Source organism: Escherichia sp. E1V33 (assembly GCF_004211955.1).
In the GTDB taxonomy this organism is placed as follows: Bacteria; Pseudomonadota; Gammaproteobacteria; order Enterobacterales; family Enterobacteriaceae; genus Escherichia.
Genome location: NZ_RHJI01000010.1, coordinates 654,182 through 671,698, shown reverse-complemented (window position 1 = coordinate 671,698; position 17,517 = coordinate 654,182). Strand labels below are relative to the sequence as shown.

The window sequence follows — 17,517 nt, the reverse complement described above, 5'->3', positions numbered from 1 at the left end:
AGAGGGAAATATCCCTCTCTTACATTAAATTACTTTATATCTGTTTCAATTGGTTTGTTGTACACCAAGAATGTTGTGTTCTTATATGATAGGATTTCATCGGCTTTTCCTAATTGCTTCTGAGCACCATCAATACATATTTGAACGTTTGGACATGTATCACCACCTGTTTGCCCCTGAGTTATGGCAATAAACTGTCTGTTTGGTTTGCCGCTTATGAATTCCTTTGTATGCCATGAAGACAGTGTTTGTATTCTTGCAGGTTGAAAATACACAACACCAGTTTCAGGGTTAAAGAAAACAGGAGTTATATGTATTTGGTCTTTTGATAACCAATTCACTGTCATATTCATAGAATACCAAAAACTACCATAACCATAACTTAGATTATTGTTGGAAAGGAAAGTCATGTATTCATAAACTGGGTTTTTATTTTCTTCGTATTTTAATGGTGAGTTACAATACCCATAAACAGAAACACAAATAGTTATGAAAAGTGGTATTAAGAAAGCTTTATAAAATCTTATGGCTACAGAGGTTAACAAGAAAACAACGGGAGCAACATTTACATAAAAACGTTGATGCGGAAATTGATCTCCAATTATAGATGAAGAGTAAATTCCAAGAACTGAAAGGACGCAGCAAATAGAAAAGATACGTAATTCTTTACCTCTATTAAAACAAACTAAAGCAGCAGCTATGAACACGGCTACCCATATGAAAACAATAAAATATGACATAGATGCTGATGGGTTTACCCACAATGGCATCATTTTTGCTGTTAATACTATTGCATACTGTGCATTAGATATCATCTGTTCAAATGTTGTTATTTTGAACTCGCCAGTCGGTAGATCAAAAAGGTGTTGAACTAGATTCAAATAAGATGTTAAAAATGCAAGCAATAGAAAGATAAAGTATTTGTAACTTTTTCTATTGATGAATGAATTGTAAGCCTCAGATATCAATATAGGTAGTGTAAAAGATGGTAATATCCAAGGGTCAGAAGCTCCAGAAAGTACTAAGAGTATAAAAATGGAAGCGGCAGGAATGATTTTCTTGCTTGAGAGAGTTATTATGTATATTGCTAATACAACAAATCCGAATGCATTTGTTGAATTATGAGAAAAAGGATGCGAATAATAATTGCTATATAGATCTGGAGATATTAGTGTTATTGATATTAATGCTGCAAAAGCAGCAGTTTTACCAGATAAGATATCTGCGATCTTTGATGAACATAGGCAAATTGCAATTATGAAAATCGCACTGGAAAGCATTAAAGGCACAAAGCCATTTTCATTAAAAATGAAAAATAAAAGAAAATTTATAGGGTATACGGTAAAATACCAGTTATCAAATGTTGGCTTCCAGTTATTGAAAGCATTAAACCCATGTGCCAAAAACTCTTTCCACATTATAGGGCTATTTGCTGAATCAGGATCTGTGATCCATGTATAGCTAAATCTAGATGTAAGGAATATGGTTACCAAGCATGAAATTATGCATGTAAAATAAAATAATTTATTTATCGTTTCTTTTGAAAACATTAGTTATTACCTTTTTTTATAATGTAACGAGGTCTTTTTTTGGACTCTAAATAAATCCTTCCTATATATTCCCCTAGCACTCCGATTCCAATAAGTTGAACCCCCCCAAGGAAGAGTATTGATACAAGTAGAGAAGGATAACCTGGAACATTGTTTCCGTAGATTAGTTTGTCAAGAATCATTAATGCCCCATAAATAAAAGCAACTCCTGCAACTAATAGGCCAATGTATGTCCATACTCGCAAAGGGAATGTAGAAAAACTTGTAATCCCCTCGAGTGCAAGATTCCATAGTTTCCATCCATTAAACTTTGAGTTACCCGCTATACGTTCAGCGCGAGTGTATTCGACGACATCGGTTCTTCCACCAACCCAACTAAGTACCCCCTTCATAAAAAGATTTCTTTCTTGAAGCAACTTGATGTTATCTACTACTTCACGGGACATCAGGCGAAAGTCACCAACATTTTCTTCTATCTTAGGGGTGCTGATTTTGTTGTGCAGTTTATAAAACCACTCGGCAGTCTTACGTTTTAATCGACCATCTGTTGACCGATCTGTACGCTTCGCTAGCACCATATCTGCACCGGCCTGCCATTTCTCAATAAGATGAGGGATAACCTCAATAGGGTCCTGCAGGTCTACATCAATAGGGATAACGGCTTCACCTGTTGCATGGTCCAATCCTGCAAACAGAGCAGGCTCTTTACCAAAGTTTCGAGTGAATGATAGTGCCATTACCAACGGATCAGATGTGGCCAATGCATTGATAATAGATTCCGTAGCATCTTTGCTTCCATCATTGATGAATACGATTTCGATGTCATATTTCTTCAATGCGTCGAATTCACGAACTGTTTTATAGAAAATAGGTATTGCGTCTTCTTCATTGAAAACAGGAACGACCAGAGATATCTTCATTTCGCAACTCTAAAGACAATGAACTTGGAATAGATGAATCCGCTTACCAGACTGATAGCGGAGAAGGTAATAAGAGTGACGAGAGGAGGAAGGGCACATTTGTCAGCAGCCCAGCCAACAATTGCACTCAATGCTCCCATGAATGCAACATAAAGCACGTAGCGTGTCGTTGTCGTAGAGGCTTTGAACGTGAATCTGGCGTTTGCAAAGAAACTGAAACTCACGGCCAAAACGAACCCTGCGAAGTTTGCCAGTGCCTGACTTGTCTCGGCACCGTAGATACACGCCGCAAACACAACCCAGTGTATGATGGTGTTAAGTACACCTATCGATGTGTATTTCGCGAAAAGCTTAAACATCTTTATATTCAGTGAATTGAGAAAAGTCCAAAGTGTACCATCCAATTCCTAAAGGATCGATAAATAATCCTATTCCTAGATTGAGTTGAGAGATACAGAGTGTCTGCATCACTTTGCAAGGTTGTACATGTTGCGAAATCAGTAAAGGCGGATCACTCCACCTTTTCATCAAGCCAATCCGCCCACCACTGCATCATTTCTCTGCGCTTATCGAGATACTGAGCATGGTTATAAATTCCACGCACAGATCCGCCGTTGGCATGTGCCAGTTGCACTTCAATAGCGTCAGCAGGCCATTCGTGCTCGTTCATAATAGTGCTGAATTCATGCCTGAATCCGTGACCGCTTTCCAGACCTTCATAGCCGATTTGCTTGATCACAAGCAGTACCGCGTTCTCGCAGATTGGCTTCTTCTTATCGTTGCGCCCGGCAAAAACAAACTCTGATACTGGTTTGGTGATTGAGCTTAGAGTAGTGAGAAGTTCAACCACCTGGTCTGACATCGGTACCACATGAATTTTGCGTCCCTTCATCACACTGGCGTCGATGGTGATAATCCTGTTTTCAAAATCGACGTTCTTCCATAGCATGGAACGAAGCTCTTTTGTTCTTAGGGCTGTGTAGCGTAAAACTTTGGTCGCAATGAGCGATACGATACTTCCTGAAAATGTTGCAAGTGCTTTGTTGAATGCCGGGATCTGGTCGGCAGGTAAAAACGGGAAGTTCTTCTTGCGGTATCCCTTCATTGCGTCAGCAAGGTCAGGTGCCGGGTTATATTTAGCCCTACCAGTGACAATAGCGTAACGGAAAACCTCGCCGCATCTTCTGCGGGCTTTGTTGGCTCGCTCCATTGCACCGCGATCTTCAAATCTGCGGATTACTTCCAGCAGTTGCATCGGCTCAATATCCTGAATTTCAAGGCCGCCGATGATAGGTAAAATGTCGTCATCAAACATTTTTGCAAGTTCAGTCGCATACCCTACTGACCAGACTTGCTTCTTGTGCTCGTACCATTCCTTGTAAATCGCACTAAAGGAATTGTTGTTAGACGAAGCCTTTTTCGCTTTTACCGGATCGATGCCAACCGAGATGTCTTTCCTCGCAGTCCATGCTTTATCCCTTGCTTCCTGCAAAGTCATAAGCGGATATTTTCCGACAGTCAGGATTTTCTCCTTACCGTCAATTTTGTAGCGAAGCTGCCATACCTTTTTCCCGGATACAGGGACATAAAGGTACAGGCCATTACCATCGAGAAGGCGGTATGGTTTTTCTTTCGGCTTTGCTGCTTCAATCTGCTTAACGGTGAGCATGGGTAAAAATCCGGTGGGTAAAATTATTTTATCCACTTTTTACCCGTCATGGAGTGCGGCTGTCAACGATCTGACGCGAACCATTACGAACTGTGAATCTACGGAAGGCTTGATATTCAGGGGATTTTGCGGACTGGTACGGATGGGAGCGAACTGATAAATGGTGTCCCCTGCAGGAATCGAACCTGCAATTAGCCCTTAGGAGGGGCTCGTTATATCCATTTAACTAAGAGGACAGTGCGGCATGAGTATACCCGCTAATGGGCAGCGGGGTAAGTACACTGCCGTTCGATTGCTTAAAGGCTCGCCACTTATGCCGGATTTTTATCATTTTTCTTAATGTTTTCCGCACGTTCTGCTTTCTGACGCGCTTCTTCTTTTCGCTTATTGCTCATGTCGTTGCGAATTTGCGCGTGACTCATCAACGCGAAGATAAAGGTGCCGCCACAGATGTTTCCTGCCAGTGTGGGAAGCGCAAATGGCCAGATAAAATCGCTCCAGTGTAGTGTGCCGTTAAACACCAGATAGAGGATCTCCACGGAACCGACAACGATATGAGTGGTGTCTCCCAGGGCGATAAGCCAGGTCATCAAAATAATCACTACTATTTTTGCCGCACCCGCCGCCGGAAACATCCAGACCATCGTAGCTATTAGCCAGCCGGAAATGATCGCATTGGCAAACATCTCGCTGGGCGAGTTCTTCATCACATCCATGCCGATTTTGACAAACGCATCGCGGGTTTCTTCATCAAAAATAGGCATATACTCAAAAGCCCACGCCGCAATACCCGTTCCCAGAATATTACCTAACAGAACAACGCCCCAAAGTCGTAGCAATAAACCGACATTGCCCATTGTCGGTTTTTGCATTACGGGCAGTACCGCAGTAACTGTATTCTCGGTGAATAATTGCTGGCGCGCCATAATAACGATAATAAAACCAAAGGTATAACCGAGATTCTCCAGCAAGAAACTCCCCGGCACGCCCTCCAGTTCGACATGAAATATCCCTTTTGCCAGTAGCGACGCTCCCATCGACAGACCTGCTGCAATAGCTGACCACAGCAGCGCCATTGCGTCGCGTTCCAGCTCTTTTTCGCCGTCCTGACGAATATGTTCGTGGATAGCCATTGCCCGGGAAGGGAGCCTGTCTTCATCTATTTCAATTTTTTTTCCGCGCTCTTTTTCTTCACTCTCGACTTCAATTTCGTCGCTGTGTTTATCAATTTTATCGTTATCCATGGTGAGTTCTCTTGATTAGCACGTATAGCTAAAGCGTAGCGGCTTTTTTGCTCGCAACCGGCGGGAGTTACTCTGAAAATGCATAAAAGGCAACGTTTGCCTTTTTCTGTTTCTATAGAATCAAGTAGCCTACAGGGCGGTGATTACCAGGCTATGATCAAATCAGTAAAACAGGGCGTATGGACATCATTTGACGTGCTGTTACAATCGCCCACACCTAAACAGGCGGATACGGTATCGTTCCGTCATGGATGGCAAACTGCATAAGCCATAAAAAAAACAGGGAGACATTTATGAAGCTTCGCCTGTCGGCGCTTGCTCTGGGAACTACGCTTCTGGTGGGGTGTGCGAGTTCCGGAACAGATCAGCAAGGGCGTTCTGACCCGTTAGAAGGGTTCAACCGCACCATGTACAATTTTAACTTCAATGTGTTAGACCCGTATGTGGTTCGACCGGTGGCTGTCGTGTGGCGTGATTATGTTCCGCAACCGGCACGTAATGGGTTAAGCAACTTTACTGGCAACCTTGAAGAACCTGCAGTGATGGTTAACTACTTCCTGCAGGGCGACCCTTATCAGGGGATGGTCCACTTTACCCGCTTTTTCCTGAACACTATTTTGGGGATGGGCGGTTTTATTGATGTTGCTGGGATGGCGAATCCGAAACTGCAACGAACGGAACCTCACCGTTTTGGTAGCACGCTCGGTCACTATGGCGTGGGGTATGGGCCTTATGTCCAGTTACCGTTCTACGGTAGCTTCACGCTGCGTGATGACGGCGGTGATATGGCTGATGGCCTCTATCCCGTGCTTTCGTGGCTGACCTGGCCGATGTCGGTAGGTAAATGGACGCTTGAAGGTATCGAAACGCGTGCGCAACTGCTGGATTCTGATGGCCTGCTTCGTCAGTCGTCCGATCCTTACATCATGGTGCGTGAGGCGTACTTCCAGCGTCATGATTTCATCGCCAATGGCGGGGAACTCAAACCGCAGGAAAACCCGAACGCGCAAGCGATTCAGGATGATTTAAAAGATATCGATTCTGAATAAGAAACCAATAAAAAAGGTGAGTTGAAAAACTCACCTTTTTTGTTACTAAACCAACGTGTTATTAGAACGCGTAGTTAAAGTTAGTGCCGAACAGCCAGGCTTTACCTTCAGACTCGAAAGAGTAAGCCGCCGCTCCTTCACCTTCGGTGAATTTCACTTTCTGACCATGCATATAAGATGCGCCAACGTCAATGGATGCATCTTCATTAAATGCGTAGGTTAACCCAGCACTTAACCACAAGCGATCCTGGTCAGGAATGGAAATAGAACGTTTATCTGCCGGAACCGGGCTATCGTCATAGGCGATACCGGTACGGAAGGTCCAGTTTTTATCGTAATAGTAGGTTGTGCCCAACGCGATACGATATGCGTCACGGAATCCTTCATCTTTATAGAACAGAGTCTGGCCACTATCGCCTTTCGCTTTCAACTCCTGGAACTGGCTCCAACTGGTATAGGCCATGCTGTAGTGAATTGCCCACTGCGGCGCAACACGATTATAACCAGAAACCTCCCACATCTCAGGCAGGTTGAGCGTCAGGGAGCCATTTTGTGTTGCACCCATCGTGCCATACGGTAAGCCCATGTTACCCAAAATGTTGTTCAGATTTGGGTTAATGGAACTTTTGTAATCCCCTTCGAAGTCGATTTTAACTTCTGAACGATATGTCAGGCCCCAACGGTTATCTTTATCCAGTTCATAAAGAATACCCGCGTTCCAGCCGAAGCCCCATTCGTCACCTTTCAGATGTGCAATTTGAGAGTCCGGAGTATTAATACCATTGGTTAATGAAGCGGGTACACCCCGGGCAATCAACTGCTGAGACAACATAGGCCCCAGCGAACCGGCGTAACGCTCAATTTTTGCTTTGGCGTAAACCGCATCAAAACCAAGACCAAAACTCCAGCTATTGTTAAGGCGATAAGCCCCGCTAAGGTTAAGGTTGATTGTCTGCAGATCGGTTTTACCGCCATAGATACCAGCAGCGTAGTTGTCGGTAAATTCCGTAGCCAGGCCGTAGTTGGAGGTTATTGACGCTCCCCAACCAAACTGATCGTTAATAGGCGCGACAAAGTGCAGGTTAGGTACCCACGCTGTCGGTGCGATATTTTTAGCATTTGCACTCTGACCGGTTAAATCAGAATGTCCGGTAATATCTACATCCGGATCAATATAAACCGCGCCCGCTGAAAAAGTTGGGCGGTCAAACATGGTAATCAACGCGGGGTTACGGCTGACGTTACCAGCATCATCGGCAATTGCGCCTTCCCCTGAATAAGCCCGGCCCAGGCCTGAGGAAGAAAATTCGTTTAACTGAAAGCCTGCCGACCAGGCCTGGGTGGAGATAAGTGCCACTGCGACTGCGAGAGCAGACTTTGTAAACAGGGTTTTCTGGCTCATGACCATAACCTCAATAATTTATTTTTATACAAACTATGTTACGTGCTGTAACAGGAGCGCGAAGTGTAGGGTCTGATGTACATCTTAGAAATCAGACCAGTGGCGAGAGTATAGGTCGGACCAGATGGAATGTTGCAAGTATGTTTCCATATTTTTTCAAATATGATCTAAGAAACGCGATCCAGCTGGCAAAATTTGGAGGTGGCGCACTCATGGATTCGGGTGAATTTTGTTTTAGATCATTTTTAAGTGTGATTTCGGTCACTTATCCGATTTTGCAGAATTAACAACTGGAGCGGCACTTTTCAGAAGCGTAAAATATCCGCAACGTTTATCTGGCACCTTAGGTGCACATACAGAGGAAATCAACGATGAGTAAATGTAGTGCTGATGAAACCCCGGTTTGCTGCTGTATGGATGTTGGCACCATTATGGACAACTCCGACTGCACCGCGTCTTACAGCCGCGTGTTTGCAAACCGCGCAGAAGCAGAACAAACGCTGGCGGCGCTGACTGAAAAAGCCCGTAGCGTGGAATCCGAACCGTGCAAAATCACCCCGACCTTCACTGAAGAGTCTGACGGCGTGCGCCTGGATATCGATTTCACTTTTGCCTGCGAAGCTGAAATGCTGATCTTTCAGCTGGGTCTGCGTTAATTCCTCTCGGGTAAGTACGCTCCTGCCAGCAACAGGTAGGGGCGTTTTCTTTTCTTTCTCCTGTCTTCACTGTGTCATAGCTCCCAATTTCCCTTTTCTCCGCTTGGCTAAATGTAAAAAAATGGTTAAGACTATGATCAGGTCAGACCACTTTATATCTTTTTTTACAGGGGAGTGTTATGGGTCAGGTTTTACCGCTGATTACCCGTCAGGGCGATCGTATCGCCATCGTTAGCGGGTTACGTACGCCTTTTGCCCGCCAGGCGACGGCTTTTCATGGCATTCCTGCTGTTGATTTGGGGAAGATGGTCGTAGGTGAATTACTGGCACGCAGCGAAATTCCCGCAGAAGTGATTGAGCAGCTGGTCTTCGGCCAGGTTGTGCAAATGCCGGAAGCGCCCAATATTGCGCGTGAAATTGTTCTCGGTACTGGGATGAATGTGCATACCGATGCTTACAGCGTCAGCCGCGCTTGCGCTACCAGTTTCCAGGCCGTTGCAAACGTCGCAGAAAGCCTGATGGCAGGAACTATCCGAGCAGGGATTGCCGGTGGGGCAGATTCCTCTTCCGTATTGCCAATTGGCGTTAGTAAAAAACTGGCGCGCGTGTTGGTTGATGTCAACAAAGCTCGAACCATGAACCAGCGCCTGAAACTCTTTTCTCGCTTACGTTTGCGTGACTTAATGCCGGTGCCTCCGGCTGTGGCGGAATACTCCACTGGATTACGGATGGGCGACACCGCCGAACAAATGGCAAAAACCTACGGCATCACTCGTGAACAGCAAGATGCGTTAGCCCACCGTTCGCATCAGCGTGCCGCCCAGGCGTGGTCAGAAGGGAAACTCAAAGAAGAGGTGATGACTGCCTTTATCCCTCCTTATAAACAACCGCTTGCCGAAGATAATAATATTCGCGGTAATTCCTCGCTTGCTGATTACGCAAAGTTGCGTCCGGCGTTTGATCGTAAACACGGAACGGTAACGGCGGCAAACAGTACGCCGCTGACCGATGGCGCAGCGGCGGTGATCCTGATGACTGAATCCCGGGCGAAAGAATTAGGGTTAGTGCCGCTGGGATATCTGCGCAGCTACGCATTTACCGCTATTGATGTCTGGCAGGACATGCTGCTCGGCCCGGCCTGGTCAACGCCGCTGGCTCTGGAACGTGCTGGTTTGACAATGGCAGATCTGACATTGATTGATATGCACGAAGCCTTTGCCGCCCAGACGTTGGCCAATATTCAGCTACTGGGGAGCGAACGTTTTGCTCGCGACGTACTGGGGCGTGCGCATGCCACCGGTGAAGTGGACGATAGCAAATTTAACGTGCTTGGTGGCTCGATTGCATACGGGCATCCCTTTGCGGCGACCGGCGCGCGGATGATAACCCAGACATTGCATGAACTTCGCCGCCGCGGCGGTGGATTTGGTTTAGTGACCGCCTGTGCTGCCGGTGGGCTTGGCGCGGCAATGGTTGTGGAGGCGGAATAATGGAAATGGCATCAGCGTTTAACCTCAATGTCCGTCTGGACAACATTGCCATTATCACCATTGATGTTCCCGGCGAGAAAATGAATACCCTGAAGGCGGAATTTGCCTCGCAGGTGCGCGCCATTATTAAGCAACTCCGCGAAAACAGAGAGTTGCGCGGCGTGGTATTTATTTCCGCGAAACCAGACAACTTTATCGCCGGAGCTGACATCAACATGATCGGCAACTGCAAAACAGCGCAAGAAGCGGAAGCACTGGCGCGGCAGGGGCAAAAGTTAATGGCAGAGATTCATGCTTTGCCCGTTCCGGTTATCGCGGCTATTCATGGCGCTTGCCTGGGCGGCGGGCTGGAGTTGGCGCTGGCGTGCCACGGTCGCGTTTGTACTGACGATCCTAAAACGGTGCTCGGTTTGCCTGAAGTACAACTTGGATTGTTACCCGGTTCAGGCGGCACCCAGCGTTTACCGCGTCTGATAGGCGTCAGCACAGCGCTGGAAATGATCCTTACCGGAAAACAACTTCGGGCGAAACAAGCATTAAAGCTGGGGCTGGTAGATGACGTCGTTCCGCACTCCATTTTGCTGGAAGCCGCTGTTGAGCTGGCAAAGCAGGATCATCCATCTTCCCGCCCTCTACCTGTACGCGAGCGTATTCTGGCGGGGCCGTTAGGTCGTGCACTGCTGTTTAAAATGGTCGGCAAGAAAACAGAACACAAAACGCAGGGTAACTACCCGGCGACAGAACGTATTCTTGACGTTATTGAAACCGGATTAGCGCAGGGGACCAGCAGTGGCTATGACGCCGAAGCTCGTGCCTTTGGTGAACTGGCGATGACGCCGCAATCGCAGGCTTTGCGTAGTATCTTTTTTGCCAGTACTGAAGTGAAGAAAGATCCCGGCAGTGATGCGCCTCCTGCGTCATTAAACAGCGTAGGGATTTTAGGCGGTGGCTTGATGGGCGGTGGAATTGCCTACGTTACTGCCTGTAAAGCGGCTCTACCGGTAAGAATTAAAGATATCAACGCTCAGGGCATAAATCATGCGCTGAAGTACAGTTGGGATCAGCTGGATGGCAAAGTGCGCCGTCGCCATCTCAAAGCCAGCGAACGCGACAAGCAACTGGCTTTAATTTCGGGGACGACAGATTATCGCGGCTTTGCCCATCGCGATCTGATTATTGAAGCGGTGTTTGAAAATCTCGAATTAAAACAACAGATGGTGGCGGAAGTGGAGCAAAACTGCGCCGCTCATACCATCTTTGCTTCGAACACTTCATCTTTACCGATTGGCGATATTGCCGCTCACGCTACGCGACCTGAGCTGGTTATTGGCCTGCATTACTTCAGCCCGGTGGAAAAAATGCCGCTGGTGGAAATCATTCCTCATGCGGGGACATCGGCGAAAACCATTGCCACCACGGTAAAACTGGCGAAAAAACAGGGCAAAACGCCGATAGTAGTAAAGGATAAAGCCGGGTTTTATGTCAATCGCATCCTGGCGCCTTATATTAATGAAGCTATCCGCATGTTGACCGAAGGTGAACGTGTTGAGCATATTGATGCTGCGCTGGTGAAGTTTGGTTTTCCGGTAGGTCCAATCCAACTTTTGGATGAGGTAGGAATCGACACCGGGACTAAAATTATTCCTGTACTGGAAGCAACTTATGGAGAACGTTTTAGCGCGCCTGCAAATGTTGTTTCTTCAATTTTGAATGACGATCGCAAAGGCAGAAAAAATGGCCGAGGTTTCTATCTTTATAGCCAAAAAGGGCGTAAAAGCAAAAAACAGGTCGATCCCGCCATTTACCCGCTAATCGGCGCACAAGGTCAGGGGCGGCTCTCCGCACCGCAGGTTGCTGAACGGTGTGTGATGTTGATGCTGAATGAAGCAGTACGTTGTCTGGACGAGCAGGTTATCCGAAGTGTGCGTGACGGGGATATTGGCGCGGTATTTGGAATAGGTTTTCCGCCGTTTCTTGGTGGCCCATTCCGCTATATCGATGCTCTCGGCGCGGGGGAAGTGGTTGCAATAATGCAACGACTGGCCACGCAGTATGGTTCTCGTTTTACCCCTTGCGAGCGTTTATTAGAGATGAGCGAGCGCGGGGAAAGTTTTTGGAAAACAAGTGCAACTGACCCTCATTAAAAGGGTCAAAGCTATATGAATCCGCGCTGAATGGCGGAGTATTGGTCAAAACGTAAACACTGATTGACTATACTTACGCCATTGAGGTAAAAAACAGCGTTTCATTCGGTGAATGGATAAGGCACAATGCCGGCCACCGTCTTGTTTCTCTGGTTTCAGATGAAACAAGGCGGGCGAATCTGGTTAACAAAAGCGGTGCAATATGCAAGTTTTTATCATGCGTCACGGCGACGCAGCCCTCGATGCCGCCAGTGATTCGGTTCGTCCTCTGACCACTAATGGTTGTGACGAATCTCGCCTGATGGCGAACTGGCTGAAAGGTCAAAAAGTGGAAATCGAACGCGTTCTGGTGAGCCCGTTCCTGCGAGCCGAGCAAACACTGGAAGAAGTAGGGGATTGTCTGAACCTGCCTTCCAGTGCAGAAGTTCTGCCGGAGTTAACGCCCTGCGGCGATGTTGGTCTGGTCAGTGCCTATTTGCAGGCGTTGACCAATGAAGGTGTTGCTTCGGTGTTGGTTATCTCCCACTTACCGTTAGTTGGGTATCTGGTCGCCGAGTTATGTCCGGGCGAAACGCCGCCTATGTTTACCACCTCGGCCATTGCCAGCGTAACGCTTGATGAAAGCGGAAAAGGCGAGTTCAACTGGCAGATGAGCCCATGTAATTTGAAGATGGCGAAAGCTATCTGATTCGTTTGAAAAAATGCCCGATGTAAGCTGTACATCGGGCATTTGTCTTTTTGCAATAGTAGAAATTCACTCAAAACCCTTCACGGAGTTGATACGCTTCGATACAGAATTCATCGCACTCTTTCCTCTGCTTCCCTATTAATTTCTGACGAAATGAGACCAAGTTGTAATGTATTTTTACAAAACATCAAACTAATGGAACAGTTAATAATAAAAAATAAATGATATTTTTGTGTCTTGAATTAATATTATTTGTGATGTGTTAATAGTATAACTTCAAAAAAGTACAATCTCAAACTTAATCAAAGATTGTCTTTTTTGCGCAGGTTATTCATAAATTGAAATTATGTGTAAGATATTTTTTTAAGCATTTCATTTCTTTTTTATAAGAAAATCCTCAAAATATTTCTATTCTGGCTATACATTAAGCGGTCCTTAATTCGCTGTTAAGTAAATATAATTTGAAACAATAAAGACAAAATATCACCATCCGCCCACACCAAAGAATATCTTCTTATGCGACCTATTTTCTTGTTAGTTAGATCGGATAGCTTATTCAATGGCTGGGTATAAATAATTGCTATTGACTGAATCAATGTATTGCAATGTTTATATTTTTAATTATTTATGGTTTAAGGACAAATAATGAGTAAGTTTGTAAAAACAGCTATTGCTGCAACAATGGTAATGGGTGCGTTCGCTTCTACTTCAACAATCGCCGCTGGCAACAATGGTACAGCACGTTTCTACGGCACCATTGAAGATTCCCCGTGCTCCATCGTTCCTGATGATCACAAACTGGAAGTTGATATGGGTGACATTGGTTCAGGGATCCTGAAAAACAACGGGACTTCTACACCGAAAGCTTTCCAGATCCATCTGCAAGACTGTGTGTTTGACACCCAGACCACCATGACCACTACCTTCACCGGTAACGCGTCTTCTACCAACAGCGGCAATTACTACACCATTTACAATACCGATACTGGTGCGGCATTTAACAATGTCAGCCTGGCCATTGGTGACGCTCAGGGAACCTCTTATAAAAGCGGCGCGGGTATCGAACAGAAAATCGTAAACGATACGGCGACCAACAAAGGCAAAGCGAAGCAGACGCTGGACTTTAAAGCCTGGCTGGTGGGCGCTGCTGATGCGCCAGATTTAGGTAATTTTGAAGCCAACACGACCTTCCAGATTACTTATCTCTAAGTGATACCCCCATAGCTTTCGGGCTATGGGGTTTTTAAATGGAATTCGCGCAAATTATAATAATTACGGATGGATACGTGTATGCCTGACCATTCTCTTTTCCGACTGCGGGTACTTCCCTGCTGCGTTGCATTGGCAATGTCCGGGAGTTATGTCAATGCCTGGGCTGAAGATGAAATTCAGTTTGATTCCCGTTTTCTGGAGTTAAAAGGCGACACAAAAATCGATCTGAAGCGATTTTCCAGCCAGGGTTATGTCGAGCCTGGGAAATACAATTTACAGGTTCAACTAAATAAACAGCCGCTGACGGAAGAATACGATATTTACTGGTACGCCTCTGAGAACGATGCCAGTAAAACCTATGCCTGCCTGACGCCTGAACTGGTCGCGCAGTTTGGCTTAAAAGAGGATGTGGCAAAAAACCTGCAATGGATCCACGACGGCAAATGCCTGAAACCCGGTCAACTGGAAGGCATTGATATTAAAGCTGACCTGACTCAGTCAGCGTTAGTCATTTCATTACCCCAGGCTTACCTTGAATATACCGACATCAACTGGGATCCACCTTCACGCTGGGATGACGGTATATCTGGTTTAATTGCTGACTACAGTATTACCGCCCAGACACGACATGAAGAAAATGGCGGGGATGACAGCAATGAAATTAGCGGTAACGGGACGGTTGGGGTGAACCTCGGCGCATGGCGTCTTCGTGCCGACTGGCAGACTGATTATTTGCATAGTAAAAACAATGATGACGATGTTATCAACGGTGATGACACGCAAAAAAACTGGGAGTGGAGCCGCTACTACGCCTGGCGAGCCTTACCGTCGCTAAAAGCCAAACTTGGCCTTGGCGAAGACTACCTGAATTCTGATATTTTCGACGGCTTTAACTACGTGGGTGGCAGTATCAGTACCGACGATCAAATGTTGCCGCCGAATCTGCGCGGCTATGCGCCGGATATCTCCGGCGTGGCGCACACCACCGCGAAAGTGACCGTCAGCCAGATGGGCCGCGTGATTTACGAAACGCAGGTCCCGGCGGGGCCGTTCCGCATCCAGGATCTGGGCGATTCGGTCTCCGGTACGCTGCATATCCGCATTGAAGAGCAGAACGGTCAGGTGCAGGAATATGACATCAACACCGCCTCGATGCCGTTCCTGACCCGCCCCGGCCAGGTGCGCTACAAACTGATGATGGGCCGCCCGCAGGAGTGGGGGCATCATGTTGAAGGCGGTTTCTTCTCCAGCGGCGAAGCTTCATGGGGGATAGCCAACGGCTGGTCGCTGTACGGCGGAGCGCTGGCAGATGAACACTATCAGTCGGCGGCGCTTGGCGTCGGCCGCGATCTGTCTGTGTTTGGTGCGGTGGCCTTTGATGTCACCCACTCGCATACCCGCCTGGATAAAGAAACTGCCTACGGTAAAGGTTCACTGGACGGCAACTCGTTTCGCGTGAGCTATTCCAAAGACTTCGATGAACTGAACAGCCGCGTCACTTTTGCCGGATACCGCTTCTCGGAAGAGAACTTCATGACCATGAGCGAGTATCTCGATGCCAGCGACAGCGAAATGGTGCGCACCGGCAACGACAAAGAGATGTACACCGCCACCTATAACCAGAACTTCAGGGATGCTGGCGTGTCTGTTTATCTCAACTATACCCGCCATACCTACTGGGATCGCGACGAGCAGACCAACTACAACGTCATGCTCTCGCACTACTTCAACCTGGGCAGTATCCGCAATATGAGCATTTCCATGACCGGATACCGCTACGAGTATGACAACCAGGCCGATAAAGGTGTGTATATATCGCTCAGCATGCCGTGGGGTGACAGCAGCACCATCAGCTATAACGGCAACTACGGCAGCGGTTCGGACAGCAGTCAGGTGGGGTATTTCAGCCGTGTCGATGACGCAACCCACTACCAGTTGAACGTAGGCACCAGCGACAATCACTCCAGCGTTGACGGTTATTACAGCCACGATGGTTCGCTGGCGCAGGTAGACCTCAGCGCCAACTACCATGAAGGGCAGTACACCTCGGCGGGGATTTCACTCCAGGGCGGGGCGACGCTCACCGCACAGGGTGGCGCGCTCCACCGTACCCAGAATATGGGCGGCACACGTCTGCTGATTGATGCCGATGGCGTGGCCGGTGTTCCGGTGGAAGGAAACGGTGCAGCGGTTTACACCAATATGTTCGGTAAGGCCGTGGTCGCAGACGTCAACAACTACTACCGCAATCAGGCGTATATCGACCTTAACAACCTGCCGGAAAACGCCGAAGCCACTCAGTCTGTGGTGCAGGCCACGCTTACCGAAGGGGCCATTGGCTACCGTAAGTTCTCGGTGATCAGCGGGCAAAAAGCGATGGCGGTACTGCGTCTGCAAGATGGCAGCTATCCGCCGTTTGGCGCGGAAGTGAAAAACGACAGCGCGCAGAACGTCGGTCTGGTTGACGATGACGGCAACGTCTACCTCGCGGGCGTCAAACCTGGCGAGCATATGATCGTTTCATGGGGCGGTGTGGCCCACTGCGATATTCATCTGCCTGACCCGCTGCCAGCCGATCTGTTCAATGGCCTGTTATTACCATGCCAGCAAACAGGGGCGATATCTCCTTCGATGCCTCATGAAATTAAGCCGATGATCCAGGAGCAGACCCAGCAGGTGATGCCAACGGAAGCGCCAGTATCGGTATCAGCCAATTAATAACGTGATTAAGGAATGATCCATGACGAATCTATTTTGCTCTGCCAAAAAATCCACAATGTTGCTGGCATTGCTACTAACCACTGCCAGCCTGTCAGCACAGGCCTCTGTCACCCCGGACCGTACACGCCTGATTTTTAACGAAAGTGATAAATCAATCAGCGTCACGCTGCGCAATAACGACCCGAAAATGCCGTATCTGGCACAAAGCTGGATGGAAGACGAACAGGGTAACAAGATTAGCTCGCCGCTGACGGTCCTGCCGCCGGTGCAGCGCATCGATTCCATGATGAACGGTCAGGTGAAGGTACAGGGCATGCCGGATATCAACAAGCTGCCTGCCGACCGCGAGAGCGTGTTCTATTTCAACGTGCGTGAGATCCCGCCGAAATCGAACAAACCTAACACGCTACAGATAGCGCTGCAGACGCGCATTAAGTTGTTCTGGCGACCAAAGGCGCTGGAAAACGTCAGCATGAAAAACCCGTGGCAGCATAAGGTGACCTTAACCCGCAGCGGTCAGGCGTTTACCGTCAATAACCCGACGCCGTACTTCGTGGTTATCAGTAACGCCAGTGCGCAGAAAAATGGCAACCCGGCAGCGGGATTTTCCCCCATGGTGATATCGCCAAAAACCTCTGTGCCGTTAAAGGTCAAAATGGATAGCGTCCCGGTGCTGACCTACGTCAACGACTATGGCGCGCGGATGCCGCTGTATTTTAAATGTGGCGGCGATACCTGCCAGGTGGATGCAGAGCAGAGCCGCAAAGGCTGA

The 17,517-nt window shown here is 47.6% G+C and carries 14 protein-coding genes and 1 tRNA gene; 8 read left to right on the top strand and 7 right to left on the bottom strand.

Annotated elements, in window-relative coordinates:
* Positions 1-29: 29 nt before the first annotated feature.
* The 6 genes from D9742_RS11290 to D9742_RS11265 form a co-directional block, all read right to left on the bottom strand.
* Positions 30-1,550, bottom strand: a complete 1,521-nt coding sequence (locus D9742_RS11290) for a hypothetical protein (protein ID WP_130236965.1) — start codon at positions 1,548-1,550, stop codon at positions 30-32.
* Positions 1,550-2,470, bottom strand: coding sequence for a glycosyltransferase family 2 protein (locus D9742_RS11285; RefSeq protein WP_130236964.1), 921 nt, complete (start codon positions 2,468-2,470; stop codon positions 1,550-1,552). Before D9742_RS11285 ends, D9742_RS11290 begins: the two co-directional genes overlap by 1 nt.
* On the bottom strand, positions 2,467-2,829 hold the full coding sequence (locus D9742_RS11280; RefSeq protein WP_130236963.1) for a GtrA family protein: 363 nt from the start codon (positions 2,827-2,829) through the stop codon (positions 2,467-2,469). Before D9742_RS11280 ends, D9742_RS11285 begins: the two co-directional genes overlap by 4 nt.
* Positions 2,830-2,981: 152 nt before the next feature.
* Positions 2,982-4,139: a prophage integrase IntS gene (intS, locus tag D9742_RS11275; RefSeq protein WP_000958671.1), complete on the bottom strand. Its 1,158-nt coding sequence runs from the start codon at positions 4,137-4,139 to the stop codon at positions 2,982-2,984.
* A gap of 161 nt (positions 4,140-4,300) precedes the next feature.
* A tRNA-Arg gene (locus D9742_RS11270) sits at positions 4,301-4,375 on the bottom strand.
* A 75-nt stretch (positions 4,376-4,450) separates the two neighbouring features.
* Positions 4,451-5,383, bottom strand: coding sequence for a formate/nitrite transporter family protein (locus tag D9742_RS11265; RefSeq protein WP_130236962.1), 933 nt, complete (start codon positions 5,381-5,383; stop codon positions 4,451-4,453).
* A gap of 293 nt (positions 5,384-5,676) precedes the next feature.
* Between D9742_RS11265 and mlaA the strand changes: the two genes are divergently transcribed.
* Entirely contained in the window at positions 5,677-6,432 is a 756-nt protein-coding gene (gene mlaA, locus D9742_RS11260; protein ID WP_130236961.1) for a phospholipid-binding lipoprotein MlaA, read from the top strand.
* A gap of 61 nt (positions 6,433-6,493) precedes the next feature.
* On the opposite strand, the gene fadL is transcribed toward mlaA, so the two are convergent.
* Entirely contained in the window at positions 6,494-7,834 is a 1,341-nt protein-coding gene (gene fadL, locus D9742_RS11255) for a long-chain fatty acid transporter FadL (RefSeq protein WP_130236960.1), read from the bottom strand.
* Between the two features lie 371 nt (positions 7,835-8,205).
* Here fadL and D9742_RS11250 point away from each other — a divergent pair, with 371 nt between their 5' ends.
* From D9742_RS11250 to D9742_RS11220, 7 genes are all read left to right on the top strand, one after another.
* Entirely contained in the window at positions 8,206-8,490 is a 285-nt protein-coding gene (locus tag D9742_RS11250; protein WP_001296261.1) for a YfcZ/YiiS family protein, read from the top strand.
* A 179-nt stretch (positions 8,491-8,669) separates the two neighbouring features.
* Complete coding sequence (fadI, locus tag D9742_RS11245; RefSeq protein ID WP_130236959.1) at positions 8,670-9,980, top strand: acetyl-CoA C-acyltransferase FadI; 1,311 nt, start codon at positions 8,670-8,672, stop codon at positions 9,978-9,980.
* The gene (gene fadJ / locus D9742_RS11240; protein ID WP_130236958.1) at positions 9,980-12,124 is read left to right on the top strand and encodes a fatty acid oxidation complex subunit alpha FadJ; all 2,145 of its coding nucleotides are present in this window, start codon (positions 9,980-9,982) and stop codon (positions 12,122-12,124) included. Before fadI ends, fadJ begins: the two co-directional genes overlap by 1 nt.
* A gap of 202 nt (positions 12,125-12,326) precedes the next feature.
* On the top strand, positions 12,327-12,812 hold the full coding sequence (sixA, locus tag D9742_RS11235; RefSeq protein ID WP_001195817.1) for a phosphohistidine phosphatase SixA: 486 nt from the start codon (positions 12,327-12,329) through the stop codon (positions 12,810-12,812).
* Positions 12,813-13,457: 645 nt separating this feature from the next.
* Positions 13,458-14,021 carry a fimbrial protein gene (locus tag D9742_RS11230; protein ID WP_000033336.1) on the top strand — a complete coding sequence of 188 codons (564 nt, stop codon included), beginning with the start codon at positions 13,458-13,460 and terminating at the stop codon, positions 14,019-14,021.
* 81 nt (positions 14,022-14,102) lie between these two features.
* Positions 14,103-16,742: a fimbrial biogenesis outer membrane usher protein gene (locus D9742_RS11225; protein ID WP_130236957.1), complete on the top strand. Its 2,640-nt coding sequence runs from the start codon at positions 14,103-14,105 to the stop codon at positions 16,740-16,742.
* A gap of 22 nt (positions 16,743-16,764) precedes the next feature.
* Positions 16,765-17,517, top strand: coding sequence for a fimbria/pilus periplasmic chaperone (locus D9742_RS11220; protein WP_130236956.1), 753 nt, complete (start codon positions 16,765-16,767; stop codon positions 17,515-17,517).

What these genes read in the sequence shown, in the direction of transcription:
- D9742_RS11250 (WP_001296261.1), top strand. Translation starts at nt 8,206, where the DNA reads ATGAGTAAATGTAGTGCTGATGAAACCCCGGTTTGCTGCTGTATGGAT.
- intS (WP_000958671.1), bottom strand. Translation starts at nt 4,139, where the DNA reads ATGCTCACCGTTAAGCAGATTGAAGCAGCAAAGCCGAAAGAAAAACCA.
- fadL (WP_130236960.1), bottom strand. Translation starts at nt 7,834, where the DNA reads ATGAGCCAGAAAACCCTGTTTACAAAGTCTGCTCTCGCAGTCGCAGTG.
- fadI (WP_130236959.1), top strand. Translation starts at nt 8,670, where the DNA reads ATGGGTCAGGTTTTACCGCTGATTACCCGTCAGGGCGATCGTATCGCC.
- D9742_RS11290 (WP_130236965.1), bottom strand. Translation starts at nt 1,550, where the DNA reads ATGTTTTCAAAAGAAACGATAAATAAATTATTTTATTTTACATGCATA.
- mlaA (WP_130236961.1), top strand. Translation starts at nt 5,677, where the DNA reads ATGAAGCTTCGCCTGTCGGCGCTTGCTCTGGGAACTACGCTTCTGGTG.
- D9742_RS11285 (WP_130236964.1), bottom strand. Translation starts at nt 2,470, where the DNA reads ATGAAGATATCTCTGGTCGTTCCTGTTTTCAATGAAGAAGACGCAATA.
- D9742_RS11265 (WP_130236962.1), bottom strand. Translation starts at nt 5,383, where the DNA reads ATGGATAACGATAAAATTGATAAACACAGCGACGAAATTGAAGTCGAG.
- D9742_RS11220 (WP_130236956.1), top strand. Translation starts at nt 16,765, where the DNA reads ATGACGAATCTATTTTGCTCTGCCAAAAAATCCACAATGTTGCTGGCA.
- fadJ (WP_130236958.1), top strand. Translation starts at nt 9,980, where the DNA reads ATGGAAATGGCATCAGCGTTTAACCTCAATGTCCGTCTGGACAACATT.
- D9742_RS11225 (WP_130236957.1), top strand. Translation starts at nt 14,103, where the DNA reads ATGCCTGACCATTCTCTTTTCCGACTGCGGGTACTTCCCTGCTGCGTT.
- sixA (WP_001195817.1), top strand. Translation starts at nt 12,327, where the DNA reads ATGCAAGTTTTTATCATGCGTCACGGCGACGCAGCCCTCGATGCCGCC.
- D9742_RS11280 (WP_130236963.1), bottom strand. Translation starts at nt 2,829, where the DNA reads ATGTTTAAGCTTTTCGCGAAATACACATCGATAGGTGTACTTAACACC.
- D9742_RS11230 (WP_000033336.1), top strand. Translation starts at nt 13,458, where the DNA reads ATGAGTAAGTTTGTAAAAACAGCTATTGCTGCAACAATGGTAATGGGT.